This window comes from Sunxiuqinia sp. sy24, from assembly GCF_052677165.1.
Genome location: NZ_JBQYLH010000002.1, coordinates 274,237 through 293,357 on the forward strand (window position 1 = coordinate 274,237; position 19,121 = coordinate 293,357).

The 19,121-nt window shown below is 41.2% G+C and carries 17 protein-coding genes and 1 tRNA gene; 11 read left to right on the plus strand and 7 right to left on the minus strand.

What is annotated here, in order from left to right:
• Position 1 precedes the first annotated feature (1 nt).
• From ACUNWA_RS03350 to ACUNWA_RS03360, 3 genes are read right to left on the minus strand one after another with little or no spacing between them, the layout of a single operon-like run.
• Positions 2 to 604, minus strand: coding sequence for a hypothetical protein (locus ACUNWA_RS03350; RefSeq protein WP_445590466.1), 603 nt, complete (start codon positions 602 to 604; stop codon positions 2 to 4).
• The gene (locus ACUNWA_RS03355; RefSeq protein ID WP_445590467.1) at positions 604 to 1,134 is read right to left on the minus strand and encodes an LptE family protein; all 531 of its coding nucleotides are present in this window, start codon (positions 1,132 to 1,134) and stop codon (positions 604 to 606) included. The genes ACUNWA_RS03350 and ACUNWA_RS03355 overlap by 1 nt, the downstream gene beginning before the upstream one ends.
• Positions 1,121 to 2,353, minus strand: a complete 1,233-nt coding sequence (locus ACUNWA_RS03360; protein ID WP_445590468.1) for a sigma-54 interaction domain-containing protein — start codon at positions 2,351 to 2,353, stop codon at positions 1,121 to 1,123. Before ACUNWA_RS03360 ends, ACUNWA_RS03355 begins: the two co-directional genes overlap by 14 nt.
• Positions 2,354 to 2,529: 176 nt before the next feature.
• On the opposite strand from ACUNWA_RS03360, the gene kdsB reads away from it, so the two are divergent.
• Positions 2,530 to 3,276, plus strand: a complete 747-nt coding sequence (gene kdsB, locus ACUNWA_RS03365) for a 3-deoxy-manno-octulosonate cytidylyltransferase (protein ID WP_445590469.1) — start codon at positions 2,530 to 2,532, stop codon at positions 3,274 to 3,276.
• A gap of 124 nt (positions 3,277 to 3,400) precedes the next feature.
• Here the strand turns inward: kdsB and ACUNWA_RS03370 are convergent, their stop codons facing one another.
• Both ACUNWA_RS03370 and ACUNWA_RS03375 read right to left on the minus strand, forming a co-directional pair.
• Positions 3,401 to 3,838, minus strand: a complete 438-nt coding sequence (locus ACUNWA_RS03370; RefSeq protein WP_445590470.1) for a peptidylprolyl isomerase — start codon at positions 3,836 to 3,838, stop codon at positions 3,401 to 3,403.
• Positions 3,839 to 3,900: 62 nt separating this feature from the next.
• Positions 3,901 to 4,581, minus strand: coding sequence for a lysostaphin resistance A-like protein (locus ACUNWA_RS03375; RefSeq protein ID WP_445590471.1), 681 nt, complete (start codon positions 4,579 to 4,581; stop codon positions 3,901 to 3,903).
• Positions 4,582 to 5,353: 772 nt separating this feature from the next.
• Here ACUNWA_RS03375 and gdhA point away from each other — a divergent pair.
• The 9 genes from gdhA (at position 5,354) to ACUNWA_RS03420 (ending at position 11,805) form a co-directional block, all read left to right on the plus strand.
• Complete coding sequence (gene gdhA, locus ACUNWA_RS03380) at positions 5,354 to 6,688, plus strand: NADP-specific glutamate dehydrogenase (protein ID WP_445590472.1); 1,335 nt, start codon at positions 5,354 to 5,356, stop codon at positions 6,686 to 6,688.
• Positions 6,689 to 6,821: 133 nt separating this feature from the next.
• The gene (locus tag ACUNWA_RS03385; protein ID WP_445590473.1) at positions 6,822 to 7,586 is read left to right on the plus strand and encodes a TatD family hydrolase; all 765 of its coding nucleotides are present in this window, start codon (positions 6,822 to 6,824) and stop codon (positions 7,584 to 7,586) included.
• Positions 7,587 to 7,626: 40 nt separating this feature from the next.
• Positions 7,627 to 8,655, plus strand: coding sequence for an asparaginase (locus tag ACUNWA_RS03390; RefSeq protein ID WP_445590474.1), 1,029 nt, complete (start codon positions 7,627 to 7,629; stop codon positions 8,653 to 8,655).
• A gap of 69 nt (positions 8,656 to 8,724) precedes the next feature.
• Positions 8,725 to 8,812 (plus strand) — tRNA-Ser (locus ACUNWA_RS03395).
• 155 nt (positions 8,813 to 8,967) lie between these two features.
• Positions 8,968 to 9,786, plus strand: a complete 819-nt coding sequence (locus ACUNWA_RS03400) for a MotA/TolQ/ExbB proton channel family protein (RefSeq protein WP_445590475.1) — start codon at positions 8,968 to 8,970, stop codon at positions 9,784 to 9,786.
• Positions 9,787 to 9,794: 8 nt separating this feature from the next.
• Positions 9,795 to 10,250 carry a hypothetical protein gene (locus ACUNWA_RS03405; protein ID WP_445590476.1) on the plus strand — a complete coding sequence of 152 codons (456 nt, stop codon included), beginning with the start codon at positions 9,795 to 9,797 and terminating at the stop codon, positions 10,248 to 10,250.
• A 40-nt stretch (positions 10,251 to 10,290) separates the two neighbouring features.
• On the plus strand, positions 10,291 to 10,869 hold the full coding sequence (locus tag ACUNWA_RS03410; RefSeq protein WP_445590477.1) for an ExbD/TolR family protein: 579 nt from the start codon (positions 10,291 to 10,293) through the stop codon (positions 10,867 to 10,869).
• 1 nt (position 10,870) lies between these two features.
• Complete coding sequence (locus ACUNWA_RS03415) at positions 10,871 to 11,341, plus strand: ExbD/TolR family protein (RefSeq protein ID WP_445590478.1); 471 nt, start codon at positions 10,871 to 10,873, stop codon at positions 11,339 to 11,341.
• A gap of 248 nt (positions 11,342 to 11,589) precedes the next feature.
• Positions 11,590 to 11,805 (plus strand): hypothetical protein, encoded by a 216-nt coding sequence (locus ACUNWA_RS03420; protein WP_445590479.1) that lies wholly within the window; start codon positions 11,590 to 11,592, stop codon positions 11,803 to 11,805.
• Between the two features lie 170 nt (positions 11,806 to 11,975).
• On the opposite strand, the gene aspS is transcribed toward ACUNWA_RS03420, so the two are convergent.
• The gene (gene aspS / locus ACUNWA_RS03425) at positions 11,976 to 13,730 is read right to left on the minus strand and encodes an aspartate--tRNA ligase (protein ID WP_445590480.1); all 1,755 of its coding nucleotides are present in this window, start codon (positions 13,728 to 13,730) and stop codon (positions 11,976 to 11,978) included.
• Between the two features lie 90 nt (positions 13,731 to 13,820).
• On the opposite strand from aspS, the gene ACUNWA_RS03430 reads away from it, so the two are divergent.
• A complete protein-coding gene (locus ACUNWA_RS03430; protein ID WP_445590481.1) occupies positions 13,821 to 14,261 on the plus strand; it encodes a nucleoside deaminase in 441 nt (146 codons plus the stop codon).
• A 215-nt stretch (positions 14,262 to 14,476) separates the two neighbouring features.
• On the opposite strand, the gene ACUNWA_RS03435 is transcribed toward ACUNWA_RS03430, so the two are convergent.
• A complete protein-coding gene (locus tag ACUNWA_RS03435) occupies positions 14,477 to 18,748 on the minus strand; it encodes a two-component regulator propeller domain-containing protein (protein WP_445590482.1) in 4,272 nt (1,423 codons plus the stop codon).
• Positions 18,749 to 19,121 lie beyond the last annotated feature (373 nt).

Sequence of the window (19,121 nt, forward strand, 5' to 3'; positions counted from 1 at the left end):
TTTAATTCGTTAATTTTTTTAAAATCTTAATCTGCTCGGCAAAGTAAGTATTTTTTTCCGGAAATTTCAAACTTAATTTTTCATATACCAGAATTGCTTTCTTGTAGTGCTTTTGTTGAGCATATATTTTGGCGAGCGTTTCTGTAACCAGCGAGTTGTCAGCTAGTTCGGCTTGCTGTGGCTCTTCCGGATTGTCCGCGTCGTCCAGGGCCTTTTTAACTTCTTGTTTTCGAATTGAGCGAATGAGGTCGACCAGCGACTCTTCGCGTTCTTCTTTTCGGTTACTTAATTGATAGGCTCCGGGAGCCATGTATTCTTTGGCCAGCGGATCATCTTTATCGAGGGTGGCTGCTTGCTCTAGCAATTCAGGATCTTCCTGATGCAGAAAATGGTACAGCATACGCCGGTCGGCAATGCGAATGGCTCCTTGCTTCAGGTAGCTGTCGAAGTCCGGGTGATCAAGGCGTTTCAAATTTTTTAGCAATAGGATCCAGGCTGTCTGAAAAGCCGGATAGCTTTTGACTACTTCTTTAAGTTCAACTAAACTCTCCTGGTTTAGCTGTTCCGGGTGTTTTAGGTAGTTGTAAAAAGCTTCTTTTTGCATTACCAGTTTGCAATCGATGCGTTAAAAATATCTTCTGTTAGTTTGTCCAAAATAGCGATTACCAATTCATCTTCAACGCTACTTAGAATTTGGTTGCTGTCAAAATCTTCATAGGCTGAAAAGGTCTTTTCCCAGTCTTCGTCATGATTGGCGTTGTTGGTATATTTTACTTTTACGGAAACAGTTAAGCGGGTTTGTGACGCCAAGTCGCCTTGTGAGATATTCATCGGGCGGGTTTCGTAGTTGGTAATCTGGCCTTCAAATTCGAGGTCGCCGCTTTCTTCCTGCTGATTCAGCGATGTTTGCCGAAGCAGTTTGTCCTGCAGCGCTTCGGTCATTTGCTGACTTAGGTTGGGATTAATTAAGCGAGCCCGGTTGGGGAAGTAATACACCGAGAATGTTTTTACTTCCGGAGAAATAGAAGCCCCAGTAAAGGAGTAGGAAACTTTGCAGCTTTGCAGCAGGCTACTCACTCCCAATACGAGTAAAATAATTAGAGTGAGGCTTTTGATGCTATTAGTTAATGTCATATTCTTTAATTTTTCGATACAGGGTGCGCTCTGAAATCCCCAGCTCCTGTGCGGCGTATTTTCTTTTTCCTTTGTGTTTGTCGAGAGCTTTTTTGATGAGCTCGATTTCTTTGTCTTCCAGCGAAAGGGACTCTTCTACAAATTCTTCGGTGTCCTGAATGTCATCCCGGTTAATAGAATCATTGTAATGAATAGAAGACTGGCTAGCTGTTTTCGAGACCATCGGATCACTATCTTCCTGATAAATTTTCCGGATGATTTGTGCATTTTCGGAATGGAAATCGGGGCGGTCGGCGCCATCAACCATGAGGTCGTGAACCAGCTTCTTTAAGTCGTTCATATCCTTTTTCATGTCGAATAAGACCTGGTAAAGGATTTCACGTTCGTTGGCAAATGTTTTTTCATCAATTCCCTTGTATATTGCCGGTAAATTGTTTTTGGCGCTGGGGATGTATCCGTGCATGGCATGGCCGTCAATGATTCGGTTTTGTTCGATGATGGATATTTGTTCGGTAATGTTTTTGAGTTGACGAACATTACCTGGCCAGTTGTAATTCACCAATACGTTTTGTGCTTCTTCGTCCAGTCGAATGGGAGGCATGCGGTAACGCTCAGCGAAATCAAGAGCGAATTTGCGGAAAAGCAGGTAGATGTCTTCTTTGCGATCGCGCAATGGCAATACCCTGATCGGTACGGTGTTGAGTCGGTAGTACAAGTCTTCGCGAAACTTACTCTCTTCAATGGCTGTGGGGATGTCCACATTGGTGGCTGCTACGACACGAACATTGGTTTTCAGTACTTTTGATGAGCCAACTTTCATGAATTCGCCAGCTTCCAAAACGCGTAGCAATCTTACCTGGGTCGAAAGGGGCAGTTCTCCGATTTCATCCAGAAAGATGGTTCCACCATCCGCTTCTTCGAAGTAACCTTTCCGATCAGACAAGGCACCCGTAAATGCTCCCTTTTCGTGTCCAAATAATTCGGAGTCAATGGTTCCTTCAGGAATTGCACCACAGTTTACGGCAATGTATTTGCCGTGTTTGCGGGAAGAAAATTGATGTATGATTTGAGGAAATGCTTCTTTACCGGTTCCACTCTCGCCGGTAATTAAAACCGACAAGTCTGTTGGGGCAACCTGTACCGCAACTTCAATGGCCCGGTTGAGTCCCAGTGCATTTCCAATAATTCCAAAACGTTGTTTTATTTCCTGAACATCCATAGTTACGCAACTGATTTTTCAACGCACAAAGTTACAATTTTAACTTTTAAAGCCTTTGCTTTTCTTGGTTAAGAATGATGATGTGTCAATAGTATAGGCGAAATTAACAATTTTTAGTTTTTTTGCGAGTCAACTAGCTGTTCGTGCTACCTTTGTGAATCTTTAATTTTGAAAGTATGAAGTTTATTGGAGTTATCCCTGCTCGTTATGCGTCGACCCGATTCCCGGGGAAACCCTTGGCCTTGTTGGAAGGAAAACCGATCATTCAGCATGTTTGTGAGAATGCCGGACAGGTGTTGGATGAGGTGTGGGTAGCCACCGATGATGAGCGTATTGCTCAGTGTGTGGCTGATTTTAAAGGACAGGTTGTCATGACCCGTGCAGATCACCAAAGTGGTACCGATCGCTGTGCTGAAGCGGCGCGTTTGTTGTCCGCGAAGCATGATTTTGATGTTGTTATTAATGTGCAGGGTGATGAGCCTTTTGTTCGGGTTGAACAAATTGAAGCCTTGAAAGCATGTTTTGCTGATCAGGATACTGACATTGCCACGCTGGTCAAAGTGATTGAGCAGACGGAGGTTCTTTTTAATCCGAATCGTCCGAAGGTGGTAGTCGATTGCAATCAGAATGCGTTATTTTTTAGTCGTGAAGCAATTCCTCATGTTCGGGGTGCTAAGAAGGAAGATTGGCTGGCCCATCACCAGTTTTACAGTCACCTGGGCATGTATGCTTACCGGAAAGACGTATTGCAGCAGCTGACTAAATTAGAGCCTTCCAGCTTGGAGTTGGCTGAATCGTTGGAGCAGTTGCGTTGGCTGGAAAATGGCTTGCGGATTAAAGTGGGGCAAACTCTTTTTGAAAGTATTGGAATAGATACGCCTGAAGATTTGGAGGCTGCCCGTCAGTTTTTGAGAAATCAATGAGTTGATTAGGCGCTTGGTAAAGAATCCTTTACTGTCAGCTATCCTTGTTTCGATTGGGAATGCTGCTTTTGTTTATTCTAAAGTAAAAGGATTGGATAAGTGAACTCATCCAATCCTCGATTTCTTATGATTCTGTAATCACAATTTTTTCGATCGTATCTCCTTGGCGGATGGCGTCAATGACTTCCAAGCCTTCGTATACTCTACCGAAGCAGGTATGGTTACGGTCGAGGTGAGCTGTGTTTTCTCTGCTATGGCAAACGAAAAACTGAGATCCACCTGTGTTTCTTCCAGCGTGTGCCATCGATAAAACACCGCGGTCGTGGTATTGATTGTTTCCATCCAATTCACACTTAATTGAATAACCAGGACCGCCAGCGCCGGTTCCGTCCGGACAGCCGCCCTGGATAACAAAGTTTGGAATTACCCGATGAAAAGTCAGCCCATCATAAAAGCCTTCTTTCGATAGTTTTACGAAGTTTTCTACTGTCCCTGGCGCGTCTTCTTCATAAAAGTTGACTTTCATGACGCCTTTGTTGGTATGAATTTCTGCTTGTTTCATATTTCTGATTTTAATGTTCAGGGGCAAAAGTACAACTTTCAGTTTGTATTTTGCCTTTGGTTTTACCAAATCTGAGGCTCAGAGTCTATTGGGCTTAGCTGTATACTTCGCTTGTGAATGATGAGCAGACATCCCGCAAGGGTCAGAGCAGCAATGAAATAGAGCAGTAGGTATACTTTGGTGTTGGAAATTGTTGACTCGATATTGAATCCATTGTCTAGCAGGTAGTAAGCTCCATAGGCAATTCCATTGTAAAGCATATGTGACAGGATGCACAGCGAAAGCGATTGAATTTGCCAATACAGATAGCCGAGAAAAATGCCCGAAATCAATCCGGAAATGAGTTGGTTGATATTGAAATGAATTGCGCCAAAGAGAAAGGCGGTAAGCAGAATGGACTTTAAGGGCGAATAGTTATTCAATAAGCTTTTTAATATGATGCCCCGAAACAAAATTTCTTCTGTAATCGGAGCAAGCAATACAATAATAATGAAGGCGTAGGCTTTCAGTTCAAGCAAGTTGATGAAGAATTCCTGAATGGGAAAGGGGAGTGGCAGGATTTGCTCCAATGGGTCAAGCAGGAAAAATAGGGCGAATGTTCCAAGCATGACCAAGGGAAGAAAAGAAAAAGGGAGGTTCCTTAATTCGCTGCTAAGACTGAAATCTTCTTGAGTTTTTTTTCGATTGATGGCATAAATGATGATCATGATCTGAGCCAGAACTAATACTGATGTTATATACACTGTTTTGAATGTTCTGTTTTCGACTGCGTTGTTGGTCAGGTGCGAAAAGATGAAAATGGGAATGCAGAGGCAGAGAATTAGAACAAGAAGCCTAAAAAGGAGAGTGACTGCATTTTTGAGTGAAGGATAGTTTGAGATCATAGGGTTTGGTTTTTAAAGAACATAAAGTTAAGGGAGACGAATGAGGCATCAAATACTTTTTCATTTTTTTTGATAAATGGCCTGTTTTTGATGCCTAAATGCACCTCTGGAGTACATGAAGGGCCTTTGGGGCTTTCAGATAAAGATGTTTTTTTCATTCATATTCGTCGAAAGATAGCTTGAAAAAATCTCCTCGATGGCGATTTTAGGGTCAAGTTTTGATATTTGTGAAACGCGAGGTGTCGTGTAATGATATATTTCCTGCATTCAGTCAGTTTGTCTGGCTTGATGCCACCTGTGTACTGTTAATAAAAATGAGTCGGCAGCTGACCGGTTCTGTGCTTTCTGGAGATGCTTTTGATTTTTGGATTGCTGGTGATCTAAATGTTGGTTTTGCTGTGTTTTTAAGAGCTAAAGGTCAGAGAAGTATGTGAGTTTTTGATTAATTGACAAAACGTTTTAAATAAATGAGGACTTGCTTTTATTTCATGAATATTAAATTGACATTTGTTTCTGTTTTTAAACATTATTATCGTAATTAATTGTTGAATAAAGTCAGTGTTTTAGGTAATTATCGTCTATTCCTTTGTCTAAAGCAATTGGTTGTTCATTTGGAAAAAAAATAAACAAGATGAGAGCAGATATCAATGATTTCATGTTGGGCTTAAAAGCCAAAACACCTGGTGAAAACGAATTTCATCAGGCCGTTCAAGAGGTGGTCGAATCCATTTGGGATGTTTATCAAGAAAATCCGCGTTATAAAAAAGCTAAGATTCTCGAACGCATGGTTGAGCCGGAGCGGGTCATTATGTTTCGGGTTCCCTGGATTGATGATCAGGGGGAAGTTCAAATCAACAGAGGGTATCGGGTTGAATTTAATTCTGCCTTAGGACCTTATAAAGGAGGTTTGCGGTTTCACCCAACGGTGACGCTTTCTATTCTGAAGTTCCTGGGGTTTGAGCAAACATTTAAGAATAGCCTGACAACTCTGCCAATGGGCGGAGGGAAAGGTGGATCTGATTTTAGTCCCAAAGGAAAATCGGATAATGAAATCATGCGTTTTTGCCAGAGTTTCATGACTGAGCTGCAACGTCATATCGGACCCAATACGGACGTGCCTGCCGGTGATATTGGCGTTGGAGGCCGGGAAATTGGCTATTTGTTTGGGCAGTATAAACGTATCCGAAATGAATTTACTGGCGTGTTGACTGGAAAGGGCTTAGCTTGGGGTGGAAGTTTGATACGTCCGGAAGCGACGGGTTTTGGCGCAGTGTATTTTGTGCAGCACATGCTCGAATTGCTTGGCAAAACAGTTGCCGGGCACACCTTTGCTGTGTCCGGTTTTGGAAATGTGGCGTGGGGAGCAATTATGAAGATCAATGAACTCGGCGGTAAGGTGGTTACTATCTCCGGACCTGATGGCTATATTTATGATGCAGAAGGGATCAGCGGAGAGAAAATCGATTACATGCTTGAGCTTCGGGCCAGTAACAATGATGTTGTAGAGCCATATGCCGATGAGTTCGACGCTGAATTTTTCCCCGGTAAAAAGCCTTGGGAGCAGCCGGTCGACATTGCTATTCCATGTGCTACCGAAAATGAATTGGATGTTAGTGATGCAAGTTTACTGGTATTAAACGGTTGTTTCTTATTGGCGGAAGCGTCGAATATGGGCTGTACAGCCGAGGCTGCAGAATTCTTAACCGAAAAAATAAGTTATGCTCCCGGGAAGGCTGTTAATGCCGGAGGCGTTGCTGTGTCGGGGCTGGAGATGACCCAAAACAGCCAGCGCCTGAACTGGACGCGTGAAGAGGTGGATGCCCGGTTGCATATTATAATGCGTGAAATTCATGATACCTGTGTGCGGTATGGCCGCGAAGGAGATAAAATCAACTACATAAAAGGAGCCAATGTCGGAGGCTTTGTGAAAGTCGCTGATGTTATGATGGCTCAGGGGGTTGTCTAATTAAGGGGGGAGAGAGGGAAGCGGTTGTTTCCCTCTCAAAATTTAAAAACCTCCGGGTGGAATTATCAATTAGATAATATTTCTTTTAAGGTTAGCTAATCGAAATTGATTTTCTTTGAGCCAAATTTTTGAAATGTTAATTGATACACACGCGCATATTTATTCCGAAGAGTTTCTCGACGATGTTGATGATGTTATTACCCGGGCCTACGACAATGATGTCCGGAAAATAGTGTTGCCCAATATCGATAGCTCCTCGGTTAAGAAAATGTTGGATCTGGCAGATCAGTATCCTCAAATTTGTTATCCTCTAATGGGATTGCATCCCACTTCGGTAGGCGAAGATTATGAAGAGGAATTGGAGTTGATCGAATTTTGGCTGAAGAAACGGAAGTTTTATGGGATTGGCGAGATCGGTATTGATTTGTATTGGGAGCAAAGCTTCCTGAAAGAGCAAATTAATGCTTTCCGACGCCAGCTACAGTTGGCAAAAAAATACAAGCTTCCGGTTGTTTTGCATGTTCGGGAGTCATTCGATGAAGTTTTTGCTGTTGTCGATGAGGAAAATCAAGCTGATTTGACTGGAGTGTTTCATAGTTTTACGGGAACTGTAGCGCAAGCCGAAAAAATTATTGACCTGGGATTTAAAATAGGGATAGGTGGAATTGTCACGTTTAAGAATAGTGGTTTGGATCAGGTGATTAGGCAGATCGACCCAAAACATCTTATTCTGGAGACAGATGCTCCCTATCTGACCCCCACGCCATTCCGAGGTAAACGCAACGAATGTGCTTACCTGATACATGTAGCTCGTAAAATCGCAGAACTCCATGATTTGTCGGTAAATGAAGTGGCAAAAATTACTTCAGCCAACGCGGTTAATTTATTCGGTATTTAGTTAGATGTTTCCTTACCTTTGAAGTCAAAATAGCGAACACGTGAATGATCAGTCGATTCTAATAATTTACACCGGCGGGACTATCGGGATGGTACAAAAGAATGGAAAAGGAGCACTGGCTCCGGTCCGCTTTGATCAAATAGCCGATGAAGTTCCTGAGCTCCGGCGCCTGGGGTGCAACTTGGAGTCACAGACTTTTCACCCGCCGCTTGATTCTTCAGATATGTCGCCTAAAACCTGGGGGCGGCTGGCCAAAATTATTTTGCAAAATTATCGAAAGTTTGATGGGTTCGTTATTTTACACGGAACCGACACGATGGCCTACACTGCTTCGGCATTGAGCTATATGCTCGAGAATCTGGATAAGCCCGTTGTGATGACGGGCTCACAATTGCCCATTGGTGTTTTGAGAACCGATGGAAAAGAAAACCTGATCACAGCTATTGAGATTGCAGCCGCTCAGGAAAATGGTACGGCTATCGTGCCGGAGGTGTGTATTTATTTCGACAATAAACTCTACCGTGGCAACCGGGTCGTTAAAAGGCATGCCGATCACTTTAGCGCATTTGATTCGGTTAATTATCCCATTTTGGCTAAAGCAGGTGTCGATATTAAGTTTTTTCATGAGAATATTTTCCATCCGGAGAAGAAAGGGATCATGAAAGTAAGCTCTAATTTTGATGATCGGGTGGTTGTTTTGAAGTTTTTTCCGGGCATGAATCGGGAAATTTTTGAGCAAATCATCAATATCTCAACAATAAAAGGAGTGGTTTTGGAAACATTTGGTTCGGGTAATGTGCCAACCTTGGGTTGGTTGATCCGGGTGATCCGAAAAGCCATCCGCCGCAATGTGGTTTGTGTTAATGTTACGCAATGTCAGGGTGGAACGGTTAAAATGGGGCAGTATCAAACCAGTAGAGAGTTGAAAAAGATTGGCGTTGTAAGCGGAAAAGATATGACAACAGAGGCTGCTGTAACCAAGCTCATGTTCTTACTTGGGCAGGGTTTGAGCCACGAAGATGTCAAGTTACATTTGCGGAAAAATTTGAGTGGGGAAATAAGTGAGTAGCTTATTTCATTTTCATATTTTTTTTGTATTTTGCAGCCCTGAAAAATACTGGTGACAGTATAATATATTGGAGAGGTGCAGGAGTGGCTGAACTGGCACGCCTGGAAAGCGTGTGTACTCCAAAAGGGTACCGAGGGTTCGAATCCCTCTCTCTCCGCCGACAGGTTAATGTTAATGGTAGAAAGCATTAATCAATGAGGTTTAAAAATAGAACAATCAAAAGTTATCATCGCTTTTGGTTTAGTCAATTACAAAACAAATAGTATTATAAAATTAAAAATTCAGAAGATTTACTAATTAAAATTAAAACCAATGATGAAAAAACTATTTGCGTTTATAGCAGTTCTTGGGATGCTTTATATTGGAGCGTCGAACAATGCCGTTGCTCAGGATACAAAAGAGGAAGCAACTACTGAGGTAGCAGAACAAACTGCTCCTGCTGTTGATTTAGCCGCCGATGCTGAGGAAGAAGCAGCCGCTGCAGCCGAGGAAGGTAAATCATTGCACAGTCAGTTGAAACAAAAATTCATCGAAGGTGGACCTACTTTTATGTCTTTTGTATTGATCTGTTTGATTTTAGGTCTTGCAATGTCATTAGAAAGAGTGATCTATCTTAACTTGTCAACAACCAATACAAAGAAATTGTTGGTGAAAGTTGAAGAAGGTTTGGAAAATGGTGGTATTGAAGCAGCAAAAGAAATTTGCCGTAATACACGTGGACCTGTTGCCAGTATTTTCTTCCAAGGTCTTGACCGTTCAGACGAAGGTTTAGAAGTGGTTGAAAAAACCGTTGTTTCATACGGTGGTGTTCAAGCTGGTTTGTTGGAAAAAGGATTGAGCTGGATTTCTTTGTTCATTGCCTTGGCCCCTATGCTTGGATTCATGGGTACAGTAATTGGTATGATTGCTGCATTCGATGCGATTGAAGTTGCTGGAGACATTAGCCCTGCATTGGTTGCTGGTGGTATTAAAGTGGCTTTGATTACAACTGTATCTGGTCTTGTGGTTGCAATGATTCTTCAGGTATTCTACAACTACTGTTTGGCTAAAATTGATAGTATCATTAACGACATGGAAGATGCATCTATCTCTCTGATCGATATTCTAGTAAAACACAATCTTAAAAAATAATTTAACTTATGAAGTTAGATAAAATATTATCCATCGTTTTGTGGGTACTATTAGCAGTTTCAGCTGTTCTGATTGTGTCAATGATGACAAATATCAGTGAGAACGAAGCTGACCCTACTATGGGTGCCTGGATTAACTCGAACCTAACCTGGTCATACATTCTTTTGGGTGCTGGCGCGCTTATCGCCGTTGTTTTTGCCCTATTTAATACCTTTACTGACAAGTCAGCTGCTAAAAAAGGTGCTGTTGCGCTGGTTTTTGCTGCTGCAGTCGTTATTGTTTCTTATGTTCTTGCATCTGATGCAATCCCACAATTTTATGGTGTCGAAAAATTTGTTGCTGACGGAACATTGACCGATTCAGTCTCAAAAATGGTCGGAACAGGTTTGTATGCAACATACGTACTGTTTATTCTGGTGATGCTGGCTATTGCTGGTTCATCGCTGAATAAAGTTTTTAAATGATACATAATTGTAGGAATTAACACAGGAAAAATAAAATAATATGGCAAGAAGAGTACCAGAAATACCGGGGTCATCATTAGCAGATATTGCTTTCATGTTGCTTATTTTTTTCCTGGTAACCACCACAATGGATGTTGACAGCGGATTAGAGCGTCGTCTTCCCCCTATGCCTCCAGAGAATCAGGAGGATGATGATACTCCGCCAATTAAAGAACGTAACGTGTTCGTGGTTTTGGTTAACGCCAATAACCAATTATTGGTGGAAGGTGAAATTAGCCGTATCGAAGACCTTCGTGAGAAAGCCAAAGAATTTATGGACAACCCTTATAATGAAGAAAACTTACCTGAAAAAGAAGTCAAAAATGTTGATTTCTTTGGGGAAGTGGAAGTTACTAAAGGGGTTATTTCTTTGCGAAATGACGTAGGTACTCAATATGGAACTTACATCGCTGTTCAAAACGAGTTGGTTGGTGCCATCAACGATTTAAGAGAAGATCTTGCTAAACGTAAGTTTGGCAAATCATATGAAAGCTTGGATAGGGAACAACAAGGAGCGATTAGAGATATCTATCCTTCTAAAATATCCGAAGCAGAACCTAAAAAAGTGGGAGGAAATTAGTATGTCAAAGTTTAGAAAGAATGACTCTAAGGAATTACCACCGATTTCAACGGCATCATTGCCCGATATCGTATTTATGTTGCTTTTCTTTTTCATGGTTAGTACAACCATGCGGGAAGTTACTTTGATGGTAAAAGTAACCGTACCTGAAGCAACTGAATTATCGAAATTAGAAAAGAAATCTTTGGTTAGCTACATTTATGTAGGAACTCCGCATAACCAATATCAACGTGTGTTTGGTTCTGAACCACGCATCCAGTTGAATGATCAGTTTGCGAAAGTGACCGATATCCAAGACTATATTACAAGTGAACGCGAGGCACGTGATGAGGCTGAAGTACCTTTCATGATTACCTCGTTGAAAGTAGATGAATTTACAAAGATGGGTATCGTTACTGATATCAAGCAGGAACTGCGTAAAGCTTCAGCCCTGCACATCAACTATTCGTCTCGAAAAAGATCTGAAGAATAGTTTTTTGATCATCAATATAGTAAAGGAGAGCCAATGGCTCTCCTTTTTTTGTATAATACGCATGATTACAAATTGAGTCACTCTCGCAGGGGCTGGAAAGGAGGAGCGGAATGCTTTGAGCGTCTTTAAAGTCCGAAATTTATGAACATTGGTACTCCGTATTCAATCTGGAGGATTAGCTATCAGAGCAAGGTATTTGGTTCGCTATGGAGTATCTTTAGGAACAAAGCAGGATAACTAATGGAATTATGGCAACAATCAAATTTGACCAAACACCTTATGACATTGTGCGATCAGGTTTGCAGCGCAAGCTGATTCACACCGATCATTTAATGACGGTATTAATTGACTTTACGGATGGGCCCTGGGAAGAACCAGAGCCTAAGCACAGCCACCCGCACGAGCAAACGTCCTATATTGCTTCGGGCCGTATTCGTTTTTTTTGCGATGGTGAAGTGCCCTAGGAGTTAACAAGCGGCGATATGTTTGCGGTGCCTTCCGGAGTGCCACATACGATTCAGCTACTCAGCGAAACGGCACGTCTGGTTGATAGTTTTAATCCGGTGCGCGAAGATTTTTTAAAATAGAAAAGGGAGCCAGAAACTCCCTTTTTTTATGATGTGGTATTCATTTTTTACTTGGTTTTTAAGTCAACCTTCAGATTCAATTCGTCCAGTTGAGCCTCCGAGATAGTCGATGGTGAATCGATCATGACATCGCGTCCTGCGTTGTTTTTTGGGAATGCAATAACGTCGCGAATGGTATCCAGGCCAGCAAATAACGATACCAGTCGGTCAAACCCAAAAGCGATTCCGGCATGCGGTGGAGCACCGTATTTGAATGCATTCATTAAGAACCCGAATTGAGCTTCAGCTTCTTCTTGGGTAAAGCCGAGCAGGCTAAACATTTTGGCCTGAAGTTCTGCGTCGAAAATACGAACAGAACCACCACCGATTTCTACACCATTAATCACAAGGTCGTAAGCATTGGCGCGAACGTTTCGAGGTTCGGTTTCCAATAGAGCAATGTCTTCTGGCTTTGGTGCTGTAAACGGGTGGTGCATGGCATAGTGGCGCTGCGTTTCTTCGTCCCATTCCAGTAGCGGGAAATCGACAACCCAAAGTGGATTGAAGGTATTTTTATCCATCAAACCGAGCTGTTTTCCCATTTCAAGACGAAGTGAGCCTAGCGCATCAAGCATGTCCGGTTTGTCTCCGGACAGCACTAAAATAAGGTCACCCGGTTGGGCATTGCAAGTAGCTGCCCATTGCTGTAAATCTTCTTGTGCGTAGAATTTATCAACTGATGATTTGAAGCTACCATCTTCGTTGCATTTGACATACACTAGGCCTTTGGCACCAATTTGCGGGCGTTTTACCCAATTGGTTAATGCATCCAGTTGTTTACGAGTGTAATCGGCGCATCCGCTAGCACAAATTCCGCCAATGAACTCGGCTTCGTCAAATACCTTGAAGTCTTTTCCTTTTACCACTTCTGTTAAGTCGCTGATCAACATTTCAAAGCGGGTATCCGGTTTATCCGATCCGTATTTCGCAATTGCCTCGGAATAGGGCATACGAGGGAAATCGATGATATCTACATTCTTGATGGTTTTGAAAAGATGCTTGGTTAAACCTTCAAAGGTATTCAGCACATCTTCCTGCTCCACAAATGCCATTTCGCAGTCGATCTGTGTGAATTCAGGCTGACGGTCGGCACGTAAATCTTCATCGCGGAAACACTTTACAATCTGATAGTAGCGATCGAAGCCAGCAATCATCAATAGCTGCTTAAATGTCTGTGGCGATTGGGGTAGGGCGTAAAACTCACCTTCATTCATACGTGAAGGAACCACAAAGTCGCGGGCACCTTCGGGCGTTGATTTAATCAATACAGGTGTTTCCGTTTCAATAAATTCCTTATTGTTTAGATAGGAGCGGATGGCATGAGCCATGTTTGAACGCAGAATCAGGTTTTCGCGGACCGGATTGCGTCGTAGATCCAGGTAGCGGTATTTCATGCGGATATCATCGCCGCCGTCACTTTCATCTTCAATGGTGAAGGGAGGAGTAGCCGACGCACTTAACACCTTTAGGTCTTTGACGTCAACTTCAACTTCGCCGGTAGCGATATTTTTGTTCTTACTGCTACGTTCACGAACAAGTCCTGTAGCTTGAATCACATATTCCCTTCCAATTTTCTTGAGTTTTTCTGTTAGCTCGCTTGAGGTGTTCTCATCAAAAACCAATTGGGTAATGCCGTAGCGGTCACGCAGATCGACAAAAGTCATTCCACCCAGTTCGCGTTTGCGTTGCACCCAGCCGGCCAGTGTTGTCTCAGTACCCTGTTGTTCCAGGCGTAATTCTCCACATGTATGTGTTCTGTACATAACTTTGTTCGTTTTTGTTTGCCTGCAAAAATAAGCAGATTTTAGCAATTTAAATTGTAGGTTTGTGATTAATTCTGAATGGATTTTGAGATGAAGCCTTTTGATGATACTTATTTTATGAAGAAAGCTTTCCAGGAAGCTCAACGAGCCTATGAAAAGGGCGAAGTACCCGTTGGAGCTGTGGTGGTTGCGCAGGACCTTGTGATTGCACGAGCGCATAACCTAACGGAAACGCTAACCGATGTGACGGCACATGCTGAAATGCAAGCCATTACGGCTGCAGCAAACCTGCTTGGCGGTAAATACCTCGATAAATGCACCCTTTATGTCACCTTGGAGCCTTGTGTGATGTGTGCCGGTGCGTTGGGGTGGTCGCAGATGGGGAGGGTTGTTTTTGGCGCCTATGATGCCAAGCGTGGCTTCTCTAATTTTGCTCCAAATGCTTTGCATCCCAAAACCGAATTTATGGGGGGCGTGTTAGCCGACGAATGTGGCGACTTGATGACGGCCTTCTTTCAGGAAAGGCGCTAGAGAGGAGCAGCGTTTTTGAAATTTATTTTTCGCACAATCATAGTTTCCTAAAAACAAATAAGTTATTCCCAGTTTTAGCAAGTTGTCATTGATAAACGGCAACAGTATTTGCAGCTATTATATGGAATAGCTTAAAGAGAGATTCTCAACCGGTAATTCAAGGGTTTTGGACACTCATCTGAATTGGTTCGTTTTTGAAAAAGTAAGGCTTCGAATTAAAAAGTTATTTTATCAGAAGCCTTGATGTACTCGCTTGGAGTCATTCCGTAAAGCTTTGTAAAACTCTTAGTAAAATAGTTTGGATCATTAAAGCCAGTTTCGTAAGCGACCTCACTAATTTTGTATTCACCTACTTGTAATAATTTCAAAGCTTTCTTGAGTCTGGTGTTTCTAATAAACTCGGAGATATTCAGGCCAGTAATGCCTTTGATTTTACGATAACATTGGGGCTGACTTAGCTGCTGTGAAGAGCAGAACATTTCAACATTGAAAGCAGTATTTGTTAAATTTTCTTCGACACATCTTATTGCATTCCGCAAAAATCGGCGGTCTCTAGAGTTTAAAAGGTCCTCTTCAATGGCGTCCGGATCAGTCATGCTGTATCTCCTTTGAAGTCTTATCCTACCTTCAATTAAATTCTCAATGCTAAGCAAGAGATGTTGTAAATCGAATGGTTTTGTAATGAAATCATCAGCGCCGGCCTTTATTCCATTCAGCTTTGCCTCTTGATTGGCCAACGATGTAAGCAAGATTATAGGAAGATGACTGGTGCGAAAATCAGACTTGAGTTCTTTGCATAATTTAAATCCGTTGATGTCAGGCAGCATGACATCGCAAACGATTAGATCAAGATTGATTGATTTTGCCATTTGAAAAGCTTTTTCTCCGTTTTTTGCAATATTTATGCTATATCGCCCTGAGAGTATCTCTGTCATATAGGCTACCAAATTATCATCGTCTTCAATAATTAACAGTGTCAATTTTTCTCCATTAGAGTCAGCCTGTTCTACATTATCCGCTAGCGGCGTGTGCTCGCTAATACTTGCAATGAGTAATTCACTGTCCAGTTTTGAGTTTTCTACAAACTTCATGTTATCATCAAAGTGGCTAGCCCCAGTCGGGAGCAGAATCGTAATTTCACAGCCTTTGCCAAGAGTACTTTCGACGGTAATTGATCCTTTGTGCAGTTCAATATATTCTTTAACCAAGGCAAGTCCCAAGCCACTTCCTGAGCTTTGATGGGCTGATGGATTGTCCAGTTGATAGAAACGATCAAAAATCATCTCTTGTTTATCTGGGGCAATCCCTATTCCATTGTCTTTTATTGAGAGCTTGATGAACTCTTCCTTGTTCTCATTGGCAAGAGATAATTGAATATTTATAGTTCCGCCGTCTGGTGTAAATTTGAATGCATTGGAAAGCAAATTGAATATGGTCTTTTCTAGCTTATCCATGTCTCCCCATAATTTGATCGTAGAACCCATTGAATTTTTAATGCTTAATTCAATGTTTTTTTGAACTGCAAGTTCGTTGAATAGGAGTACTGCGTTTTGTACAAACGGGACCAGATCAAATTCAGCAACATGCATTCTCATATTATTGGTTTCAATTTTTCTGTAGTCGAGTAATTGATTAACTGTAACTAGAAGTTTCGATGCATTGTTGTAAATATTTTTCAATCGTCTTTTTGTCTCTTTTGTTTTTGTAATTCCGGGCTCCTCTAAAAGATCTTTAAGAGGGTTTATAATTAGAGTGAGTGGGGTTCTAAGTTCGTGCGAGACACTCGTGAAAAAGCTAAATTTTGCCTGGTTTGCTTTCTCAATCTGCTCTGCCATTTGAAGTAAATCGTTACGTTGAGTCACTAGCTGAGAATGCTGGTCGTTAAGCTGCTTATTTTTTTGCTCAATTTTTTCATTGTGCGTTTTAAGTTCTTTATTTTGAGATTCAATTTGCTCTTTTTGGATCTGAAGTGTTTCTGTTTTTCTCTCGACCAAGAGCTTAAGCTTCTTTTTTTGACGACGAATATTCCGTGTCCGTACAAATATAATGTAATGGATGACACCCCATAGAATTAGAGTCATTATCACTTTAAACCACAATGTTTGCCAAAAAGGAGGATTGATAACAATGTTAATAGAAGTTGGAGTTTCATTCCATAGGCCATCCGAATTTGAACCTTTTACTTTGAATGTATATTCTCCCGGAGGTACATTGGTATAAGTGGCAATGCGATTTTCATCCGCATTAATCCATTTATCTTCATTCCCTTTTTCTGTTAAGGAATATTGGTATTTGTTTCTATGCGGTAAACTAAAACTAAGGGCAGCAAATTTAAAATTAAATGTACTTTGCTTATAGCTTAATGTCAAGTCTTGAGTGACACTAATTTGCTGATGAAGGATGTTGGGATGTGAGCGTGGAGTTACCTCCTTGTACTGAATCTCCATTTCTGAAATAATCACAGAAGGTAAAAAATCATTGTAAGGAATTTTTGATGGGTCAAAGATATTGAGCCCTTCAATCCCTCCCATGTAAATTACACCTTCAGAATCTGCAAAATAAGCACCTTCATTGAATTCATTGCTTTGCAAACCATCTTCGTAGGTGTAGTTCTGAAAACGTTTTTCTTTGGTTTCATAGCTTGAGATTCCATTATTTGTGGAGCACCAAAGCGTATTATCTCCATCACAAACAACCCCATATACCGTATTGTTTGCGAGTCCGTCAAAATCAAGAAAACGTTCAATACTTCCATTCTGAGTGTTCAGTCGGTATAAACCTCTGTCACTGCCAATCCACACCTCGTTCCGTATTGATGCACAGAGTGAGAAAATTTTATTAAAGCTAATGAGTTTATCGTACTCTTTACCGGAAATGATCAACTCAAATTCGTTAGTATGTATATCAAATGTATAAAGTTTACCATCAATCGTTCCGATCCAAATCTTTCCTGCATGATCCTTCGTAATTGTATTGATGTAGATTTTTATGATTTCATTGTCGGGATCAATAGGATTAAATAGACTAAATTCGTTTTTATCTGGTGCGTATTGAAGCAAGCCAGTTGCAGTGCCGAGCCAGATATTTTGATAATCATCTTTTACAGAGGATGTAAAAACACTGATATTGATGCCTGTTTGTTGTTCTATCTGTTTTGAGAGAGAAGTATATTCCCCGTTCTTTTTCATTTTTAAAATTCCACCATTAACGGAGCTGCAAATTAGAAAGTCGTTGGTGGAGGTAATGGGGCCCATGAAATGATCTTCTAAGTGAATTTTTACAGAACTTTTAATAAGATTGAAATCATTTTTTTTCAGGCTAAGCTCAACAAGGCCGCTGGATGTGCCGATCCAAGTGGTTTCAGAATCGTCGACATGTACAGACCGGATGTCATTTGTTGCTCTTTTATTATGATTGAAAGACGACAAATGATTTAGTTTTGAAAAGCGATACTGGATAGGATCCATTTTATTCAGCCCCCCGGTAAAAGTCCCTATCCAAATAATTCCGGAGCGATCTTCCAAAAGGGAATAAGCTACGTTGTCATTGATTGATTCAATATCGTGGTCATCATTTTTAAATACATCAACACATCGACTTTGAGCATCATACCTATATAACCCATCATTAGTCGCAATCCAGATATTGCCATCTCTAGTTTCTTTAACACCATGAACTCTGGGCAAATCATTAAAAATAGATCGGATTTTATCGTTGAAATAATTTAATTTTTCAGAGGATGGGTGATAAACAAATAATCCTTTTTGGTAGGTTCCTATCCATAGATTTCCTTTCATATCAAACTCCAAAGCTGAAACATGCACACTTGTTGTATTTTCGGTTAAGGCAACTTGCTTCGGAAGCCCACTTTCTCGGTCATTTCTTGACCAGACAAATAATCCAGATGGTGTACCAATCCATAAGTTTCCGTGTCCATCCTTTTCCAGGCAGTTTATACTTCTGAATTTTGCCATCGAGCTAAATCCTGCTTTAACAAAACATGAGTCTGTTGGATTAAAGTAGCAGATTCCCGCATTTTGAGTGGCTGCCCAAAGTTTATTATCATCAGTTGTAATGATGTCGTTTATTTTGTTCGAGGGGATCAATTTTTGACTTTCAGAATTAAACCCAAATTTGATGAAATTATTCTGATCCCGATTATAGATGCTTATGCCAGCATCGTGGGTTCCAATCCAGAGAGTTGAATCATACGGATTTTCATAGATGCATGAAATATCATTGCCTCCAATGGAATTAGTGTTGTTTGGATCTATCCTGTAGGTCTTAAACTGGAAACCATCGTATTTATTTAAGCCATCAGCTGTGCCTATCCAAATAAATCCTTTGGAATCTTGATGGAGACACTTAACACTTGATTGGGAGAGCCCGTCCTTAATCGTAATATGAGTAAACCGTTCTTTTGCCACACACGGATAAACCAGTGCAATAAAGTAGAATAGAGTAAATGATTGGATAAACAGTTTCATTTCTCGTAATAGTTAGGTTTGGGCAAAGATAAAATAATGAACATCATTATGCGAAAATTGCATAAGAAAGGATTCAACTCTCTGCTGTATGCGTTTCAGTTACCAGTCAATCTATAACATTAGTTTCGTAAGTGCCACTCAAAGGTATAGGAGTAAGCTAGCTCCGTTTATGAGAAAAATCATAGAGAACGTAAAATGAGCAATGTAATCCGGATTATATACAAGGGTGATGTTGCATTGGTGTGACATACAGGTGCTTATCTGAGGGGGGTGGGTTTGGAGTGAATGATATGTTCTTATTGAGGAATGATAATTACTGTCAGTTTATGAATTTGACCTATATATAGTGTTATTATTACAGCCCAAAGGGAAG